Origin of the sequence: Flavivirga jejuensis, from assembly GCF_030540765.1 — a bacterium.
GTDB lineage: Bacteria > Bacteroidota > Bacteroidia > Flavobacteriales > Flavobacteriaceae > Flavivirga > Flavivirga jejuensis.
The window spans coordinates 173,246-188,953 of the sequence record NZ_JAUOEL010000009.1; the positions used below are offsets into that span (position 1 = coordinate 173,246).

Consider the following 15,708-nt stretch of genomic DNA (forward strand, 5'->3'; position numbering starts at 1 on the left):
ATTAGAAATAGGGCTACTACTCATTTAAGCCATATAAATTATAATCTCATCGACTTAATAATTTTATAAGCTTAATACAAAATAACGAAATCAAAACCTCATAAATTGGTCAATCAACCTCACAAACTGGTCAATTATTGAGACAAAAACCTTTTTTAGAAGTGTTTACCTACAAAAAACTAAATAAATGATACGTTTATTTAGTTTTTTGTATTATAACACTTCTTTTTTTAGAATATATTTTCCACTACTTTTCATCACTAATTAGAAAGGTCAAGTTGTTTTCTGATTAACACTAAAATGTTTTGATAACTAAATATTATTTGTGAATTAGGTGAATGCTCTTAATTTAGATATTAAAAAAACAATGCTTTTATTTTAAAATACTCTAATTTAAGATGTATAAAAAATATTGTTAACTTTATTGTTTAAAAAATCAAACCTATAGCAGGTTTTTATAACCGAGATGAAAAGAACTACTACAATTGTATTATTAACGTTATCCCATTTTGTAATCTATGGACAGGCTAATAAATTTTTTAGAAAAGCGATAAGAGCAACCGATTTAAATGAAAAAGTAAGCCTTTTTACTAAAGTTATAGAATTAGATGCTAAGAACCTGGATGCTTATTTTTATCGCGGGATTGCCAAAAATGATTTGGGGGATTATCATGGTGCTATTGTTGACTATTCTAAGATAATTGTGTTAAAACCCGATGCTGACACTTATTATAATAGAGGAAATTCCAGATATAGTTTAAAAGATTTTGTTGGAGCTAAAAATGATTATAGCAAATCCTTCGAAATAGATTCTACCTTTGTGGATGCATTGTATAGTCTTGCTTGTGTAAAATATGATTTAGAAGATTATAAAGATGCTATAGAAGATTTTAGCAAAGTCATAGAAGCAGTTCCTAACCAGCCAAAAACCTACACACTAAGAGCTGCGGCATATATAGCCATTAATGAGCACAAAAAGGCCTTAAAGGATTATTCTTTGGCCATTATAGCAGAACCAAGCTCTCATAATTTCTATAATAGAGGCGTATTTTATATGGATATTAATTACTACCAGAAAGCTAATACAGATTTATCTACGGCATTAAGAATTAATAGAAATAATGCCTTTGCATATTTTTACAGAGGTGTATCGCATTTATTATTAGGAAAATATAACAATGCTGTTTCTGATTTTTCTACGGCTTTAAAGTTTGACTCCGCAGATTTTGATGCACTTCTTGGTCTCACATTATCTTATTACAAAATGGGAGACCTCCCCAATGCCAAATTAAATTTACAAAAAGCAAAGGCTATATTATCTACAGAAAAAAACATAGAAACCTTCGATTTGTTTGCTAACACTTATTGGTTTCAAAATCGATATTTCTATTTTAATAACAATATGAATGCTTTATTAAAATTGTAATCCAGAATTACCCCCTATATTTTAATGGTAAGTGTACAACTTTCTTAGTTTCAAAAAAATCTTCAGAATAAAAATCACTTAGGTTATATATAGCTGTTGTTTTATAATCTTGGAGTTCTTCGCTTAAATCTCCTCCTTTTAAGTATAAAATACCATTTTTCAGGTCATGCTTTTGCTCTTTAGCTATTTTCCCTTTTACCCAATGCACAAAAGTTGGCATGGCAGCTACAGCACGACTTACAATAAAATCGTAAGTCTCTTTAATTTCCTCTACACGACTGTGTGTGGTTCTTATATTAGTTAACCCTAAACCTGTAACAACCTCTTCTACTACTTTTAATTTTTTGGCTATACTGTCAACCAAATGAAAAGAGCATTCTGGAAACAAAATAGCCAAAGGCACTCCAGGAAATCCGCCTCCTGTTCCAACATCAAGAATTTTACTCCCTTCTTTAAACTTTAAAACCTTTGCTATAGCTAAAGAATGTAATACATGTCGTAAATAAAGTTCATCAATATCTTTACGAGACACCACATTTATTTTCAAATTCCAATCTTGATAAAGCATTTCTAACTTTTCAAATTTTAAAATCTGATCTTCTGTTAGCTCTGGGAAATATTTTAAAACTAGCTCCATAGGTGTTAAATTTTCAACAAAAATATACTTTTTATATGCATATTTTTACAAAAAAACGTTATTACTTCAGTTGGTTTATACTTATCTTTGTGCGGTATATAACAATATAAGATGTGTTCCTTCTTATATTTTAAATTAATAGCATGAGCAAACAAGCACTAACCTTTTCAAGAACTGATTCTGCTAAGTTTTTTAAAACACTTAATAAACGTGTTAACGATTACTTTAAGGACAACAATATAAAACGCACAGGAAACTGGAAATTATACATTAAAGCCATCGTAATGTTTTCATTACTTATTGTACCAGTAGTATTGATTTTCACAGTTAACCTTCCTACTTGGGTACAAGTTATTTTTATGATGATTGTTGGCGTTGGCATGGCTGGCGTTGGCATGAATGTGATGCATGACGCAAATCACGGTTCTTTTTCAAGTAAAAAGTGGGTTAATAAATTAATGGGCAGCAGCATATATATTTTAGCTGGAAATGATTATAACTGGAAAGTACAACACAACGTTTTGCATCACACCTATACAAACATACAAGGCCATGATGAAGACATTGATGCTGGTAGAATTATACGTTTTTCAAAGCATACAAAATGGCTTAAGATTCATAAATATCAAAAATTCTACGCGTTCTTTTTATATGGTTTATTAACTGTAAACTGGGCGATCACAACAGATTTCAAGCAAACATTCCTATACTTAAAAAGGAAGTTATCTTATGGTAAATTCCCCAACCCTGCAACGCAATGGACCAAACTAATTATTGGTAAAATTCTATATTATGCCATTTGGGTTGCTTTACCATTAGTTCTAGGTTTTACCTGGTGGCAAGTCTTAATAGGTTTCTTTATTATGCATTATACCGCAGGAATCATTCTAAGTGTTATTTTTCAATTAGCACATGTTATGCCAAATACAGACATGCCTTTACCAGATGAAAATGGTAACATGAAAAACACTTGGGCAATACATCAATTATTTACAACATCAAATTTTTCGCCTAAAAGTTGGATAGTAGAATTCTATACTGGTGGATTAAATCGACAAGTTGAGCACCATTTATTTGCACAAATTAGTCATATTCATTATAACAGAATAGCTCAAATAGTTAAGGAAACTGCTAAAGAGTTTAGCTTACCGTATAATGAGTATGATACCATTTGGAAAGCTATTGGAGAACATTACAACCAACTAAAAGTATTAGGTAAAAAACCTAGTTTAGCCTAGCATTCACATTTTTACTACAATAACAACACATATAAAAAATGAACTTATTATCAGATAGAATTTTAAACATGGCTACGTCTGCTACTTTAGCTATGGCTGCAAAGGCAAGAGAGCTTAGAGGTGAAGGAAAAGATATTATTGGATTAAGCCTTGGTGAGCCAGACTTTAATACGCCAGATTTTATTAAAGATGCTGCTATTCAAGCTATAAACGATAATTTCAATTCGTACTCTCCTGTTGATGGATACGTAGAATTAAAACAAGCCATTATTACTAAATTTAAGCGTGATAACAACTTAAGCTATACCCTACCTCAAATAGTTGTTTCAACTGGTGCTAAACAATCTTTAGCAAACATAGCTGCTGTGATGCTTAACAAAGGTGACGAAGTTCTTTTACCTTGCCCTTACTGGGTTAGTTATTCTGATATTGTTAAATTGAACGACGGTGTTCCTGTAGAAGTTAAAACGTCTATTGATACCGATTTTAAAATGACACCAGAACAACTCGAAGCGGCCATCACACCGAACACTAAAATGATGTGGTTTAGCTCTCCTTGTAATCCAAGTGGCTCAGTATATAGCAAAGCTGAATTAAGAGCTCTGGCTGATGTATTAGTTAAGTACCCAAACATATATGTCGTTTCCGATGAAATATATGAACATATAAACTATATAGGTGGTCACGCAAGTATGGCTGAGTTTGATGATATGTACGATCGCACAATTACTGTTAATGGTGTCTCTAAAGCATTTGCTATGACGGGATGGCGTATTGGTTTTATTGGAGCTTCAGAAAAAATAGCACGTGCCTGTAACAAAATGCAAGGTCAAATTACCAGTGGTGCTAATTGTATTGCACAACAAGCTGTAATTACGGCTCTAAATGCTGCGCCTTCAAAAGTACAGTATATGGTTGATGAATTTAAAGTACGTCGCGATTTAGTCCTTGGTTTATTAAATGACATTGAAGGGTTCAATTCGAACACTCCAGAAGGTGCTTTTTATGTATTCCCTGATGTTTCTTTTTACTTTGGTAAAACATTACGAGGCAAAACAATAAACAACGCTACAGATTTTTCTTTGTATTTATTAGAAGAAGCTCTGGTTGCAACCGTAACAGGTGACGCCTTTGGTAACCCTAATTGCATTCGTATTTCTTATGCAGCATCGCAAGAACAAATTATTGAAGCCATTAAAAGAATAAAAAAAGTTGTATAAATTTTGTTTTTGGAATTAGTCTGGGTGAATTATGTTCTCAGTCAAGGCAAAATAAACTAAAGGATAAAATTTAAACAGTTTCTAAGCTAAAAGCAAACAATTTTATAAATTTTGATTGAAAAGCCACTATTATTTAGTGGCTTTTTTAATACGTTAAATAAAGAAACATTGAAATTAAAATTAAAAACATTACCACAAATAATATGGTTTGTTTCATTATATCCTTTCTTTTTTCTTTATGAAGCCGCTCTTTAATTTCTTTTAATAGTTCTGGCGTTGCTTTTGGGAATTCAGCTAACTTAACATTAGAATAACTCCCCCCTAAAGCACTTTTTTCTTTCCTTTTTGATAAAAGACTTCTATTATTCTTTAAAGAAATAATAGCAGCCATCGCAGATCCTTCTCCTCCCATAGTTTCTAAGTATTAGAATTTATATATTACTGTATTGAAATACATTCAACACATTTAATTTTTTGCAATAAATTGACTGTTCAATAAACATCTTTATCGAAATTCAATTAAAAAAAATAAAAGATTATTTTGAGGTTAGCTCAAAAGATCATCAGTTAACAATCGTAAAAAAAAAGCTTCTTTATATATGTAGTATATTTTATAAAAACGTTACACTTTTTATAAAGTATAATATTACACAATATACTTTAGCAAAAGATCGAAACGATAACAGTAGTAAAAATAAATACTTTTAGAATAGTTTCTGCTCCAGAAACAAACCCGAAAAACCCATAAACACCTACAAAGCACCACCTTACACAACCGTTTAAGAACAGTATGTATAACAAAAAAGCCACCGGTTATCCGGTGGCAACTTTTGTCTAAATGATGGAATTCAATATAAATTGCCCTATAGCCATCAAAAAACAAAGTACAAATGAATACTATTTATTTATTAAATTATTGCGGTTTTACCACAAATTTTTATTACATTAATAAGACTACAGAAAACAATCTATATTTTTGAATGTTCAATATGACTCTAACAAATAGCTAAGCATGAACCAAATTGTAATTAACCTTCTTATTATTGAAGACTCTTCTATTATAGCAAATGCTTACAAAAACATATTAACAGAGGTAACAAATGTTACCTTTAATGTAACCTTTGCAAAAAATTGCGACGAAGCCGTACAAAAGATTCGACGCACTAAAACACAAATAGTCATTCTGGATCTTCAACTACCTATTTCGAAAAACGAACGTTTTATTTGTGGAGAAGATTTAGGTCTTTTAATAAGAAAAGAATCTCCCAATACAAAAATATTAGTTTTAACATCTATTACAGATCAAGTTCGAATTCAGAATACTATTAATGAAATTCACCCTGAAGGATTTATGATTAAATCCGACATTGATGGTATCGATCTAAAAAACGCTATCACAGACACTTTAAAAGGAAAAACATACTACAGCAAAACTATTGAAGGATACACTCGTAAAACATATGCCAATAGAATAACAATTGATGATTTTGATAGGCAAATATTGTATCATCTATCAATGGGTGAAAAAACGAAAGACTTATCAAATTATATTCCATTATCAACCAGAGCTATCGAAGTAAGAAAAACGAAGTTAAAACACTTATTAGATACTAAAAACAATGAAAACTTTAATTTGGTAAAAGAAGCAAAAAAGCTAGGTTTTATTTAACTAAACTACTCGTTTTGGCAGACTGAAAGTCTGTTTCGTGAAATACCAAAACAAAAGAATAATCATTTTAAAAATGAATTCCTGTGAATTTATGAAACCTGCCTTGGTTACCTATCTATCACGCCAAAAGAAAGGTGTAAATAAAATAAGCACCGTAAAGAGCTCTAAACGACCTATAAGCATTAAAAAAGAAGCCCACCATTGCGCTAAAGCAGGTAAAGCCGAATAATTATTGACTGGTCCATAATCGCCAAGTGCAGGTCCTACGTTTCCTAAAGTCGAAGCCGCTAAACCTATGGCCGATTTAAAATCTATTTCAAACATTGAAAAGCCTAAAGCCCCAATAATAAAGGATAACATATAAAGAATAAAAAATCCTAAAATATTAAATACAATATTACCAGAAATAGCTCTTTTATTATAACGCACTGGTAAAATAGCATTTGGATGCAAAGTACGTTTAAACTCTAAAAAACTATTTTTTATCAAAATTATATGGCGCACAACTTTTACCCCACCCGAGGTACTTCCTGCAGAGCCTCCTAAAAACATAAGACCAAAAAAGAAAACCATTAAAAACGGAGTCCATACTGTATAATCTGCAGTTACAAAACCTGTAGTTGTGATAATTGCTAATACTTGAAACAAAGAATGTCTAAAGGCACTTTCTGCCTCTCCCCAAACCATAGGATGTACAATAGAAGATGCCGATATATCTGCTCTAAAGTAAATAATAACCGCTGCTATTATTGTAAAAACTCCTATGAATTTAAAGTACAATTTGAACTCTTCGTCATTAATTATTTTTTGAACCTTTCCTTTAAAAGCGAAATAACTTAAAACAAAGTTGGTTCCCGCCAAAAACATAAATAATATAATGATGTATTGAATAATAGGTTCTCCATTCCAATAGGCTACACTAGCATTTTTAGTCGAAAACCCACCTGTAGACAATGTACATAACGAATGATTTATGGCATCAAAAAAAGACATCCCTGCAACACTTAGCAACAAGGTCTCTGCAGCAGTATATCCAAAATAAATAAGCCATAAACGTTTTGCTGTATCTGTAATTCTAGGATGTAATTTATCAGCACTCGGCCCTGGGGCTTCTGCCGCAAAAAGCTGCATCCCTCCAATTCCTAATAATGGGAGTATGGCAATGGCCAAAACAATAATTCCCATACCTCCAATCCAGTGTGTTAAACTCCGCCAAAATAAAACCCCTTTAGGCACAGCTTCAATATCATTTAAAATAGAGGCTCCTGTTGTAGTAAAACCAGACATGGTTTCAAAAAAAGCGTTTGTGAAATTTGGTATGCTTTCAGTTAACACATACGGTAAAGTACCAGAAAGTGCCATAATTACCCAACCAAAAGAAACGACAATATAGCCTTCTCTCTTATTCATTTCTTTTTTATGATGTCTGGTAAACACCATCGCTAAAAGTCCAGCTATTAAAGTAAAAATACCTGCCAAGAATAATTGAAACGTAACCCCATCTTTATAAAGTAAACTTACAAGAGCAGATAGCAACATAAAACCACCATTAAAGAGCAGTAGTAACCCTAAGAAATGAAAAATTATTTTATAATTTAACTTCATCTTAAAATTCATATTAGCGAAATAATTTTTCAACGCCCTTTATTGATTTAAGTAAGCTACAAACCACAACGCGATCGTTTTCTCGAATTCTAAAATCTCCAAGTGCAATAACCCCTAACCCATTCCTAATAACACCACCAATGATAGCTGATCTTGGAAAATCGACATCCTTAATGTATTTATTACAAATAGCTGAAGTGGGTTTTACTTCAAACTCTAACAACTCAGCATTCATATTGCTAAGTTTAGTCATAGCAACAACTTCTCCTTTTCTTATATACCTAAAAATATTATTTGCGGCTAATAACTTTTTATTTATTAGTGTTTCAATACCAACGGAATGAGATAATTCGAAATAATCCATATTCTCAACCAAAGCAATGGTTTTTTTAACCCCTTTTGATTTTGCGACTAAACAAGACATAATATTTGTTTCAGAATTACCTCCCACAGCTATAAAAGCATCCATGCCACTAATGTTTTCTTCATCAAGCAAATCAACATTACGTCCATCACTATGAATGACTAAAACGCTTGGTAAATCATCTGCAATTTCAAATGCGCGCTCTTTATCTTCTTCGAAAAGCTTTACATTAAAGCCTTTATCACTTAAATCTCTCGCCGACTTATAACCAATCTGGCTACCTCCCAAAATCATCACGTTCTTTATCTCGCTATTTGATTTCCCGGTAAGTTTACAAAGTTCCTCACCACCGCCTTCAGAAGTAACAAATACCACATTATCGCCTCTTTTAAACTCGGTATCACCTCTTGGGATGATCGTGTATTGCGTACCAAAACGCTGAATGGCTATAGGAACAAAATGTATTTCTGGGAATATTTTTGCGGCTTCTTTAACGGTCTTGCCTACAAAAGAAGCAGACCTTGATAGTGTTAAACCAACCATAGTAAGTGCACCACCTTCAAACTCATAAGTATCATTAAAAGACGATTGCTTTAAAGATAACTTAATCTCTGCCGCAGCCAAAGCTTCTGGAGAAATCAATTCATCAATACCAAATTTGGTAAAACCGACCTCATCTTTATAGTTTATAAATTCGGTATTAGAAATTCTGGCAATGGTTCGTTTAGCCCCTAATTGCTTTGCTAAAACACATACCGTGATATTAGTTGTTTCGCTTGCTGTAACTGCAATAAACAAATCACAATTATTTACCCGAGCATCTTTTAAAATAGAGATTGAAGTACTATCTCCTTTAATAACTTTAATATCTAAATGAGCATCAGCATAAGCTAAGCTCTCTTTGTTTATATCTATTAATGTTATTTCCTGAGACTCGTAAGACAGCAACTTTGCTAAATGAAATCCAACTTCACCAGCTCCAGCAATGATTATTTTCATTATTCAATTATCATAAAAAGAAAGACAAATATACTATAAAATACATATTGCCACATGAGATATTATAAATATAATATTTGCAATCCTATTGGTTAATGCTTTTTTAAAAGTTTATATTTGCCAAAAAAATTACAGTATTGTCAAAAATTAAACCCTACAAAAACAGTGATTTAGGCAAAAAAGAGCAAGTCACTAAAATGTTTGATACTATTTCTGGAGATTACGATGGTTTAAATCGTGTTATTTCTTTTGGAATAGATATTAAATGGCGAAAAAAAGTAGTAAAACTTGTTAAAGAAAGCACACCCGAAACTATTTTAGATATTGCTACAGGCACTGGAGATTTAGCCATTAACCTAGCAGAAACCAACGCTACTAAAATTGTTGGTTTAGATATAAGCAGTGGCATGCTAGAAATTGGTAAAGAAAAAATTAAAAAAAAATCTTTAGAGTCTAAAATAGACATGGTTTTAGGTGATAGTGAAAATATGCCTTTTGGTGATAATTCTTTTGATGCTATTACTGTAGCCTTTGGTGTAAGAAATTTTGAAACTTTAGAAAATGGTTTAAAAGAAATATTTAGAGTATTAAAACCTCATGGCACTTTTGTTATTCTAGAAACATCTATTCCTTCGAAAACACCATACAAACAAGGCTATAAATTTTACACAAAAAACGTTTTGCCTCTTATAGGAAAGCTATTTTCAAAAGACAGAAGTGCTTATAAATATTTATGTGAATCGGCATCTGTTTTTCCTTATGGAGAAACTTTAAACAATATTTTACGAAAAATTGGGTTTATTAATGTTGAAGATTTTCCACAAACTTTTGGTGTGGCAACAATTTACAAATCATCAAAGTAATAATATGAAGCAGTTTTTTGCATTAATATCATTTTTATTTATAATACAAGTATCCAATGCGCAGCTTTTTAGTAAAGAAAAAGTAAGCTATGATGCGAATCAAGGAAGAGGCTCTACTGATAATAAAATATTACGTTGGGGTTACTTTTTAGGAATTAACAGTTATGACTTTAATTTTGATTATAATGAAAATTTGCGTGATATTTATGTAAAGAAGAGTCCTGGTTTTAGTGTTGGTTTAATTGGAAATTTACGTATCAATAGTTTTATCGATTTGCGTTTTGAACCTGGATTATTAATTACAACAAGAGAGTTGCATTACAGTCAAACATATTTTACAACAGGAAGCGTTAGTACTTCAGATCTAATTAGAGAAGTTAAATCAACCTATGTACACTTCCCTTTATTGGTAAAAATTTCTACAAAACGTGTTAACAATTTCAAACCATTTGTTGTAGGTGGGTTTTCTACTGCTTTAAACCTATCTAGTAATCAGGATAATCCTGAAGATAATCAAAATAGGCAATTTAGAATGAAAAAAAGCGCCCTGTATTATGAGCTTGGATTTGGTATAGATTTTTATCTATACAACTTTAAATTCACGCCTTCTATTCGTGGGCTTTTTGGTATAGACGACGAGCTTGTTAGAGACAAAGACCCTAATAGTCCCTGGACTAGTAACATTGCCAGTCTGCAAACTAGAGGAGTATTTATTAATTTTACGTTTCAGTAACTGTTCATTTCAAGAAGCCGAAAAAGACACAAAGTCTATCTTTGAAAATAACATCTTTTATTGCAAAGTGTGTTACTAAAACTAATTTTCGAATATTATAACTAAACACTGCCAACTAATTACCCCCTTCTAAATTCACTTAACAAAATAGCTGTTGCTGTTGCTACATTTAAGCTTTCGGTTGCTTGTAAATCACCAAATCTGGGAATGGAAATTTTTTGATTTATAAGTGCTTCAATTTCTTTCGAAATACCATTCGCTTCATTCCCCATTACTAAAACGCCCTTTTCTGGTAATGGCGTCTTATAAACCGTTTCTCCCTCCATAAAAGCCCCATAAATAGGTAAGCTTGTTTCATTTAAAAACACTTCTAAATCTATATAATTAATGTTTACTCTAGTAATAGACCCCATGGTTGCTTGTACTACTTTCGGATTAAAACAATCTACTGTCTCCCTACTACAAACCAAATCTTTAACACCAAACCAATCGCAAAGCCTAATAATGGTTCCTAGATTTCCAGGGTCTCTAATAGCATCTAATGCTAAAACAAGTCCTTTTTGTTCAATTTGTTTTTCCTTAGGAATTTTAAAAATTGCAAGTGCTTTATTTGGTGTCGTTAAAAAGCTTATGCGTTTTAATTCTGCCTCTGTAATTAAAATTTCTTCTTTGGCATCAATATTGAATGATTCTGTCGTATATAATGCATGAAGTGTTAATTTAGATTGTAATAACTCTTTTATTGTTTTAAGGCCTTCAACAACAAAAAAGCTATGTTGCAATCTAAATTTTTTTTGCTTTAAACTCGTTATTAATTTTATATGACTTTTAGAGAGCATGTATTTATATTAACGTGATATTTTATTTTATAAAGAAATGAAAAATACAGTTGCCTCTGACTAAAATTATTTAAATATTTTTTTTAGAAGAAAAAATGTACTTTTGAGCTCATAACTAGGCACTATCATATTTCTTTTAATAAAAATCAATTCGTAAAACTTATAATGTGAATTAATTAAATTTCATTTGAAAAAACAACTTTCGAAAATATTATTTTTTTTGTTACTAATAAGTTACGTTTCATCCTGTGATAGTGTGAAAAGGGTTGCTGAAAACGAACACTTACTTATCAATAATACAGTGTTAGTAAATAACAAAAAAGTTAACACAGAAACTATAAACAATTTACTATATCAAAAACCTAATAGAAAAATCGCGAATATCCCGTTACGCTTATACATTTATAATTTAGCACGTAATAATAAAGATTCATTGTTTGAGGTATGGCTAGATAAGTCTCCAAAACGTAGAGCTAGATTAACTAAAAGATTATCCCAAAAACAATTAGACCGATTAAAAAACTCATCTATCGGATTTAATAATTGGTTGCGCAAAACTGGTGAAGCTCCAGTAATTATAGATGAGGAAAAAACACAAAAATCTGTAAAACGCCTTCAAGATTACTATATAAATAATGGTTGGTTTGATGTTAAAACGACTTTCGATGTAAAAAAAGATGAAGACAAACGTGCAAGCATTAAATATCAAGTTAAAACAGGAGAGGTTTTTATAATTGATTCTATTTCAGAAAAAGTAAAATCACCCGTAGTAGATTCTTTATATCAAAATATTAAGAGAGCAGCTTTAATAAAAGCGAACGAACAATATAGAACCACAAATTTTGAAAAAGAACGTAGTAGAATTTCCAGTGAATTACGTAACTCTGGTGTATACCATTTTAATCAAGACTACATCACCTTCGAAATTGATACGGTGGGTACTAATAAGAAAGTGAATGTTGGTATTCAAATTCAAAATAGAGCCATTAAAACACAAGATTCTATTAGACGTGAGCCTTTTAAAATATTTAAAATTAAAGATGTTAAAATCATCACAGATTACACATTTGAAAATAGAAAAAAACCGTTTCAAGACTCCATATTCTATAACGGTTATAAACTTTATAGTTATAATAAAATACACTACAGACCAGAAGCTCTTACAGATGCCATATTTGTAAATCCAGGTTCCGTTTTTAAAGACCTGGATAGAACACGAACTTATAGACATTTAAGTGAATTACGCACGTTTGAGTATCCAGATATTAAATACGACACAGTTGCAAACTCTGATGATGAACTCATCACCACTATAAAATTAACACCTTTAAAAAAGTTTAGTTTAGGGTTTAGTGGAGACGTATCTCAAAGCGATATTCAAACCTTTGGGTTTTCACTAAACCCAAGCTTACAAATTAGAAATGTTTTTAGAGGAGCCGAAATACTTGAAGTATCTGCAATCGGATCTATTGGCGCATCAAAAGATAAAAACAAGCTTGAAAGTGAACCCTTTTTTGATATTAATGAAATTGGTGTTGATCTAAAACTAACGATTCCCAGATTATTTTCACCCTTTAATACAGAGAAAATAATTCCTAAATATATGTCTCCTTCTACACGAATGAGTATAGCTACTACGAGTCAGACTAATATAGGGCTAGACAAACAAACTTTTAGCGGTACTTTTAATTATAACTGGTATCCAAATAAAAAAGTAAGTAATAAACTGGATTTATTTAATGCACAATACGTAAGAAACCTTAATGTAAATAACTATTTTGACGTATACCAAAACTCTTTTAGCTCTTTGAATCAAATCGCAAAAGACATTAATTATATAGATTCAGATGACGATCTAGACATTTCAGACGAAACAGATGCTTTTTTAGATTATGCTTTAAACCCAGTAACTCCTAGTGAGATTTCAGATAGTCAGTTAGCAATAATAAATAGTATTGATGAGCGTAAAGACAGATTAACAGAAGACAACTTAATTCTTTCTTCTAGCTTTAGTTTTATTAATGACGAACGTACCAATCTATTTGATGATGATTTTTCAATCTTTCGTTTTAAGTTAGAACTGGCAGGAAATTTATTAGCAAACACATCAAAACTTTTAGGCTTAAAAAAAAATAGTGATAATCGTTATGAAATTTTTAATGTTGCATATTCTCAATATATCAAAACCGAATTCGATTATATAAAACACTGGGATTTAGGAAAAAAGAATGTACTTGCTATGAGGAGTTTTTTAGGCATTGCGATTCCATATGGCAACTCAACAAGCATCCCTTTTTCTAAAAGTTTCTTTGGAGGTGGTCCTAACGACAACCGTGCCTGGACTGCTTATAGCTTAGGCCCAGGCAGTTCTAAAAGTATCAATGAGTTTAATGAGGCCAATTTAAAAATAGCCCTAAATATTGAGCAGCGCTTTAATATATTTGAAAAATTAAATGGTGCTATTTTTCTAGATACTGGAAATATTTGGAATGTATTAGATAACGTAGAAGACGACAACGCTACATTTTCAGATTTCGATTCACTAAAAGACATTGCAGTTGGTTCTGGTTTCGGTCTGCGTTACGATTTTAGTTTTTTTGTATTTCGTTTCGATATAGGTTTCAAAACTTACGACCCTTTTTACCAAGAAAAAAACAGATGGTTTAATGATTATAATTTTGCAAATGCTGTTTATAATATAGGTATAAACTACCCTTTTTAATTGCAAAAAAACAGATCAATACTTACTTCCTAATTTCTATCAAAATTATTGTTGTACCCTTTCAATATAGCTAGTCTTGAGCAAATTCGAAAAACTCAAGGTAAACTCTAAAAGAATCTAATCTTAAATTAGAAAACTATAACGTTTTAGTATTGTTTTAGTATTTTCAAATCATTAAATCATATTTATTTATTCAAAAAATGATTACTTTTGAAGTCAATTAAATTACTAATCAAATTATTTAAAATGGGACACAATATAAAACCAGGAGTTGCTACAGGTCAAGAAGTACAAGCAATTTTTAAACTTGCAAAAGAAAAAGGATTTGCTTTACCAGCTGTAAACGTAATAGGTTCAGACACTATAAATGGTGTTTTAGAAACTGCAGCCGCTTTAAATGCTCCTGTTATTATACAATTTTCTAATGGTGGCGCACAATTTAATGCTGGAAAAGGCTTGAGTAACGATGGTCAAAAATCGGCTATTGCAGGTGCCGTTGCTGGTGCAAAACATGTACATATTATGTCTGAAGCTTATGGTGTTCCAGTAATTTTACATACAGACCACTGTGCAAAAAAACTATTGCCTTGGATTGATGGCTTGTTAGACGCTAGTGAAAAACATTACGCAGAAACTGGAAAATCACTTTTCAGTTCTCATATGATAGATCTTTCTGAAGAACCAATCGAAGAAAATATTGAAATATGCAAAACCTATTTAGAGCGTATGAGCAAAATAGGTATGACGTTAGAAATTGAACTTGGTATTACAGGTGGTGAAGAAGATGGTGTAGATAATACAGATGTAGATGATTCTAAATTATACACACAACCTGAGGAAGTAGCTTATGCTTACGAAGAATTAAGCAAAGTAAGTAACCAATTCACTATTGCTGCTGCTTTTGGTAATGTACATGGTGTTTACAAACCAGGAAATGTAAAATTAACACCAAAAATCTTAAAAAATTCTCAAGAGTATATCACTAAGAAATATGGCGTTGAAGAGAATCATATCGATTTTGTTTTCCATGGTGGTTCTGGTTCTACAGTTGAAGAAATTCGTGAAGGAATTAGTTACGGTGTTATAAAAATGAATATCGATACCGATTTACAATATGCTTTTATGACTGGTATTCGCGACTATATGGATTCTAAATCTGAGTATTTAAAAGCACAGATAGGAAATCCTGATGGAAACGATGTTCCAAATAAAAAATACTACGACCCACGCGTATGGTTACGTGCAGGTGAAGTTACTTTTGTAGAACGTTTAAAAAAGGCGTTCGAAGACTTAAACAATGTAAACACTTTATAATTATAAGTTAATTTACTACAATAATATAATAAAAAGACTCTGTACCACACAGAGTCTTTTTTATTTAAATCACTGAAAA

The 15,708-nt window shown here is 31.3% G+C and carries 13 protein-coding genes; 8 read left to right on the forward strand and 5 right to left on the reverse strand.

What is annotated here, in order from left to right:
* The first annotated feature begins 466 nt into the window (after positions 1-466).
* Entirely contained in the window at positions 467-1,426 is a 960-nt protein-coding gene (locus Q4Q40_RS21840; protein WP_303304180.1) for a tetratricopeptide repeat protein, read from the forward strand.
* 7 nt (positions 1,427-1,433) lie between these two features.
* Here the strand turns inward: Q4Q40_RS21840 and rsmG are convergent, their stop codons facing one another.
* Positions 1,434-2,063, reverse strand: coding sequence for a 16S rRNA (guanine(527)-N(7))-methyltransferase RsmG (gene rsmG, locus Q4Q40_RS21845; protein ID WP_303304181.1), 630 nt, complete (start codon positions 2,061-2,063; stop codon positions 1,434-1,436).
* Positions 2,064-2,206: 143 nt separating this feature from the next.
* On the opposite strand from rsmG, the gene Q4Q40_RS21850 reads away from it, so the two are divergent.
* Together Q4Q40_RS21850 and Q4Q40_RS21855 are read left to right on the forward strand one after the other, a co-directional pair.
* The gene (locus Q4Q40_RS21850; RefSeq protein ID WP_303304182.1) at positions 2,207-3,301 is read left to right on the forward strand and encodes a fatty acid desaturase family protein; all 1,095 of its coding nucleotides are present in this window, start codon (positions 2,207-2,209) and stop codon (positions 3,299-3,301) included.
* 38 nt (positions 3,302-3,339) lie between these two features.
* Positions 3,340-4,521, forward strand: a complete 1,182-nt coding sequence (locus Q4Q40_RS21855; RefSeq protein WP_303304183.1) for a pyridoxal phosphate-dependent aminotransferase — start codon at positions 3,340-3,342, stop codon at positions 4,519-4,521.
* Between the two features lie 145 nt (positions 4,522-4,666).
* Here Q4Q40_RS21855 and Q4Q40_RS21860 read toward each other — a convergent pair whose 3' ends face one another.
* The gene (locus Q4Q40_RS21860; RefSeq protein ID WP_303304184.1) at positions 4,667-4,933 is read right to left on the reverse strand and encodes a hypothetical protein; all 267 of its coding nucleotides are present in this window, start codon (positions 4,931-4,933) and stop codon (positions 4,667-4,669) included.
* Between the two features lie 600 nt (positions 4,934-5,533).
* On the opposite strand from Q4Q40_RS21860, the gene Q4Q40_RS21865 reads away from it, so the two are divergent.
* Positions 5,534-6,190 (forward strand): response regulator transcription factor, encoded by a 657-nt coding sequence (locus Q4Q40_RS21865; protein WP_303304185.1) that lies wholly within the window; start codon positions 5,534-5,536, stop codon positions 6,188-6,190.
* A 111-nt stretch (positions 6,191-6,301) separates the two neighbouring features.
* Here the strand turns inward: Q4Q40_RS21865 and Q4Q40_RS21870 are convergent, their stop codons facing one another.
* Both Q4Q40_RS21870 and trkA read right to left on the reverse strand, forming a co-directional pair.
* Positions 6,302-7,795 (reverse strand): TrkH family potassium uptake protein, encoded by a 1,494-nt coding sequence (locus tag Q4Q40_RS21870; protein WP_303304186.1) that lies wholly within the window; start codon positions 7,793-7,795, stop codon positions 6,302-6,304.
* Between the two features lie 13 nt (positions 7,796-7,808).
* Positions 7,809-9,158, reverse strand: coding sequence for a Trk system potassium transporter TrkA (gene trkA / locus Q4Q40_RS21875; RefSeq protein ID WP_303304187.1), 1,350 nt, complete (start codon positions 9,156-9,158; stop codon positions 7,809-7,811).
* Positions 9,159-9,295: 137 nt separating this feature from the next.
* Here trkA and ubiE point away from each other — a divergent pair, with 137 nt between their 5' ends.
* Together ubiE and porT are read left to right on the forward strand one after the other, a co-directional pair.
* Positions 9,296-10,021 (forward strand): bifunctional demethylmenaquinone methyltransferase/2-methoxy-6-polyprenyl-1,4-benzoquinol methylase UbiE, encoded by a 726-nt coding sequence (gene ubiE, locus Q4Q40_RS21880; protein WP_303304189.1) that lies wholly within the window; start codon positions 9,296-9,298, stop codon positions 10,019-10,021.
* A 4-nt stretch (positions 10,022-10,025) separates the two neighbouring features.
* Positions 10,026-10,754 (forward strand): type IX secretion/gliding motility protein PorT/SprT, encoded by a 729-nt coding sequence (gene porT, locus Q4Q40_RS21885; protein ID WP_303304190.1) that lies wholly within the window; start codon positions 10,026-10,028, stop codon positions 10,752-10,754.
* A 119-nt stretch (positions 10,755-10,873) separates the two neighbouring features.
* Here the strand turns inward: porT and Q4Q40_RS21890 are convergent, their stop codons facing one another.
* Positions 10,874-11,593 carry a TrmH family RNA methyltransferase gene (locus Q4Q40_RS21890; RefSeq protein ID WP_303304191.1) on the reverse strand — a complete coding sequence of 240 codons (720 nt, stop codon included), beginning with the start codon at positions 11,591-11,593 and terminating at the stop codon, positions 10,874-10,876.
* A gap of 220 nt (positions 11,594-11,813) precedes the next feature.
* On the opposite strand from Q4Q40_RS21890, the gene tamL reads away from it, so the two are divergent.
* The gene (gene tamL / locus Q4Q40_RS21895; RefSeq protein ID WP_345027179.1) at positions 11,814-14,315 is read left to right on the forward strand and encodes a translocation and assembly module lipoprotein TamL; all 2,502 of its coding nucleotides are present in this window, start codon (positions 11,814-11,816) and stop codon (positions 14,313-14,315) included.
* A gap of 246 nt (positions 14,316-14,561) precedes the next feature.
* On the forward strand, positions 14,562-15,629 hold the full coding sequence (gene fbaA, locus Q4Q40_RS21900) for a class II fructose-bisphosphate aldolase (protein ID WP_303304193.1): 1,068 nt from the start codon (positions 14,562-14,564) through the stop codon (positions 15,627-15,629).
* Positions 15,630-15,708 lie beyond the last annotated feature (79 nt).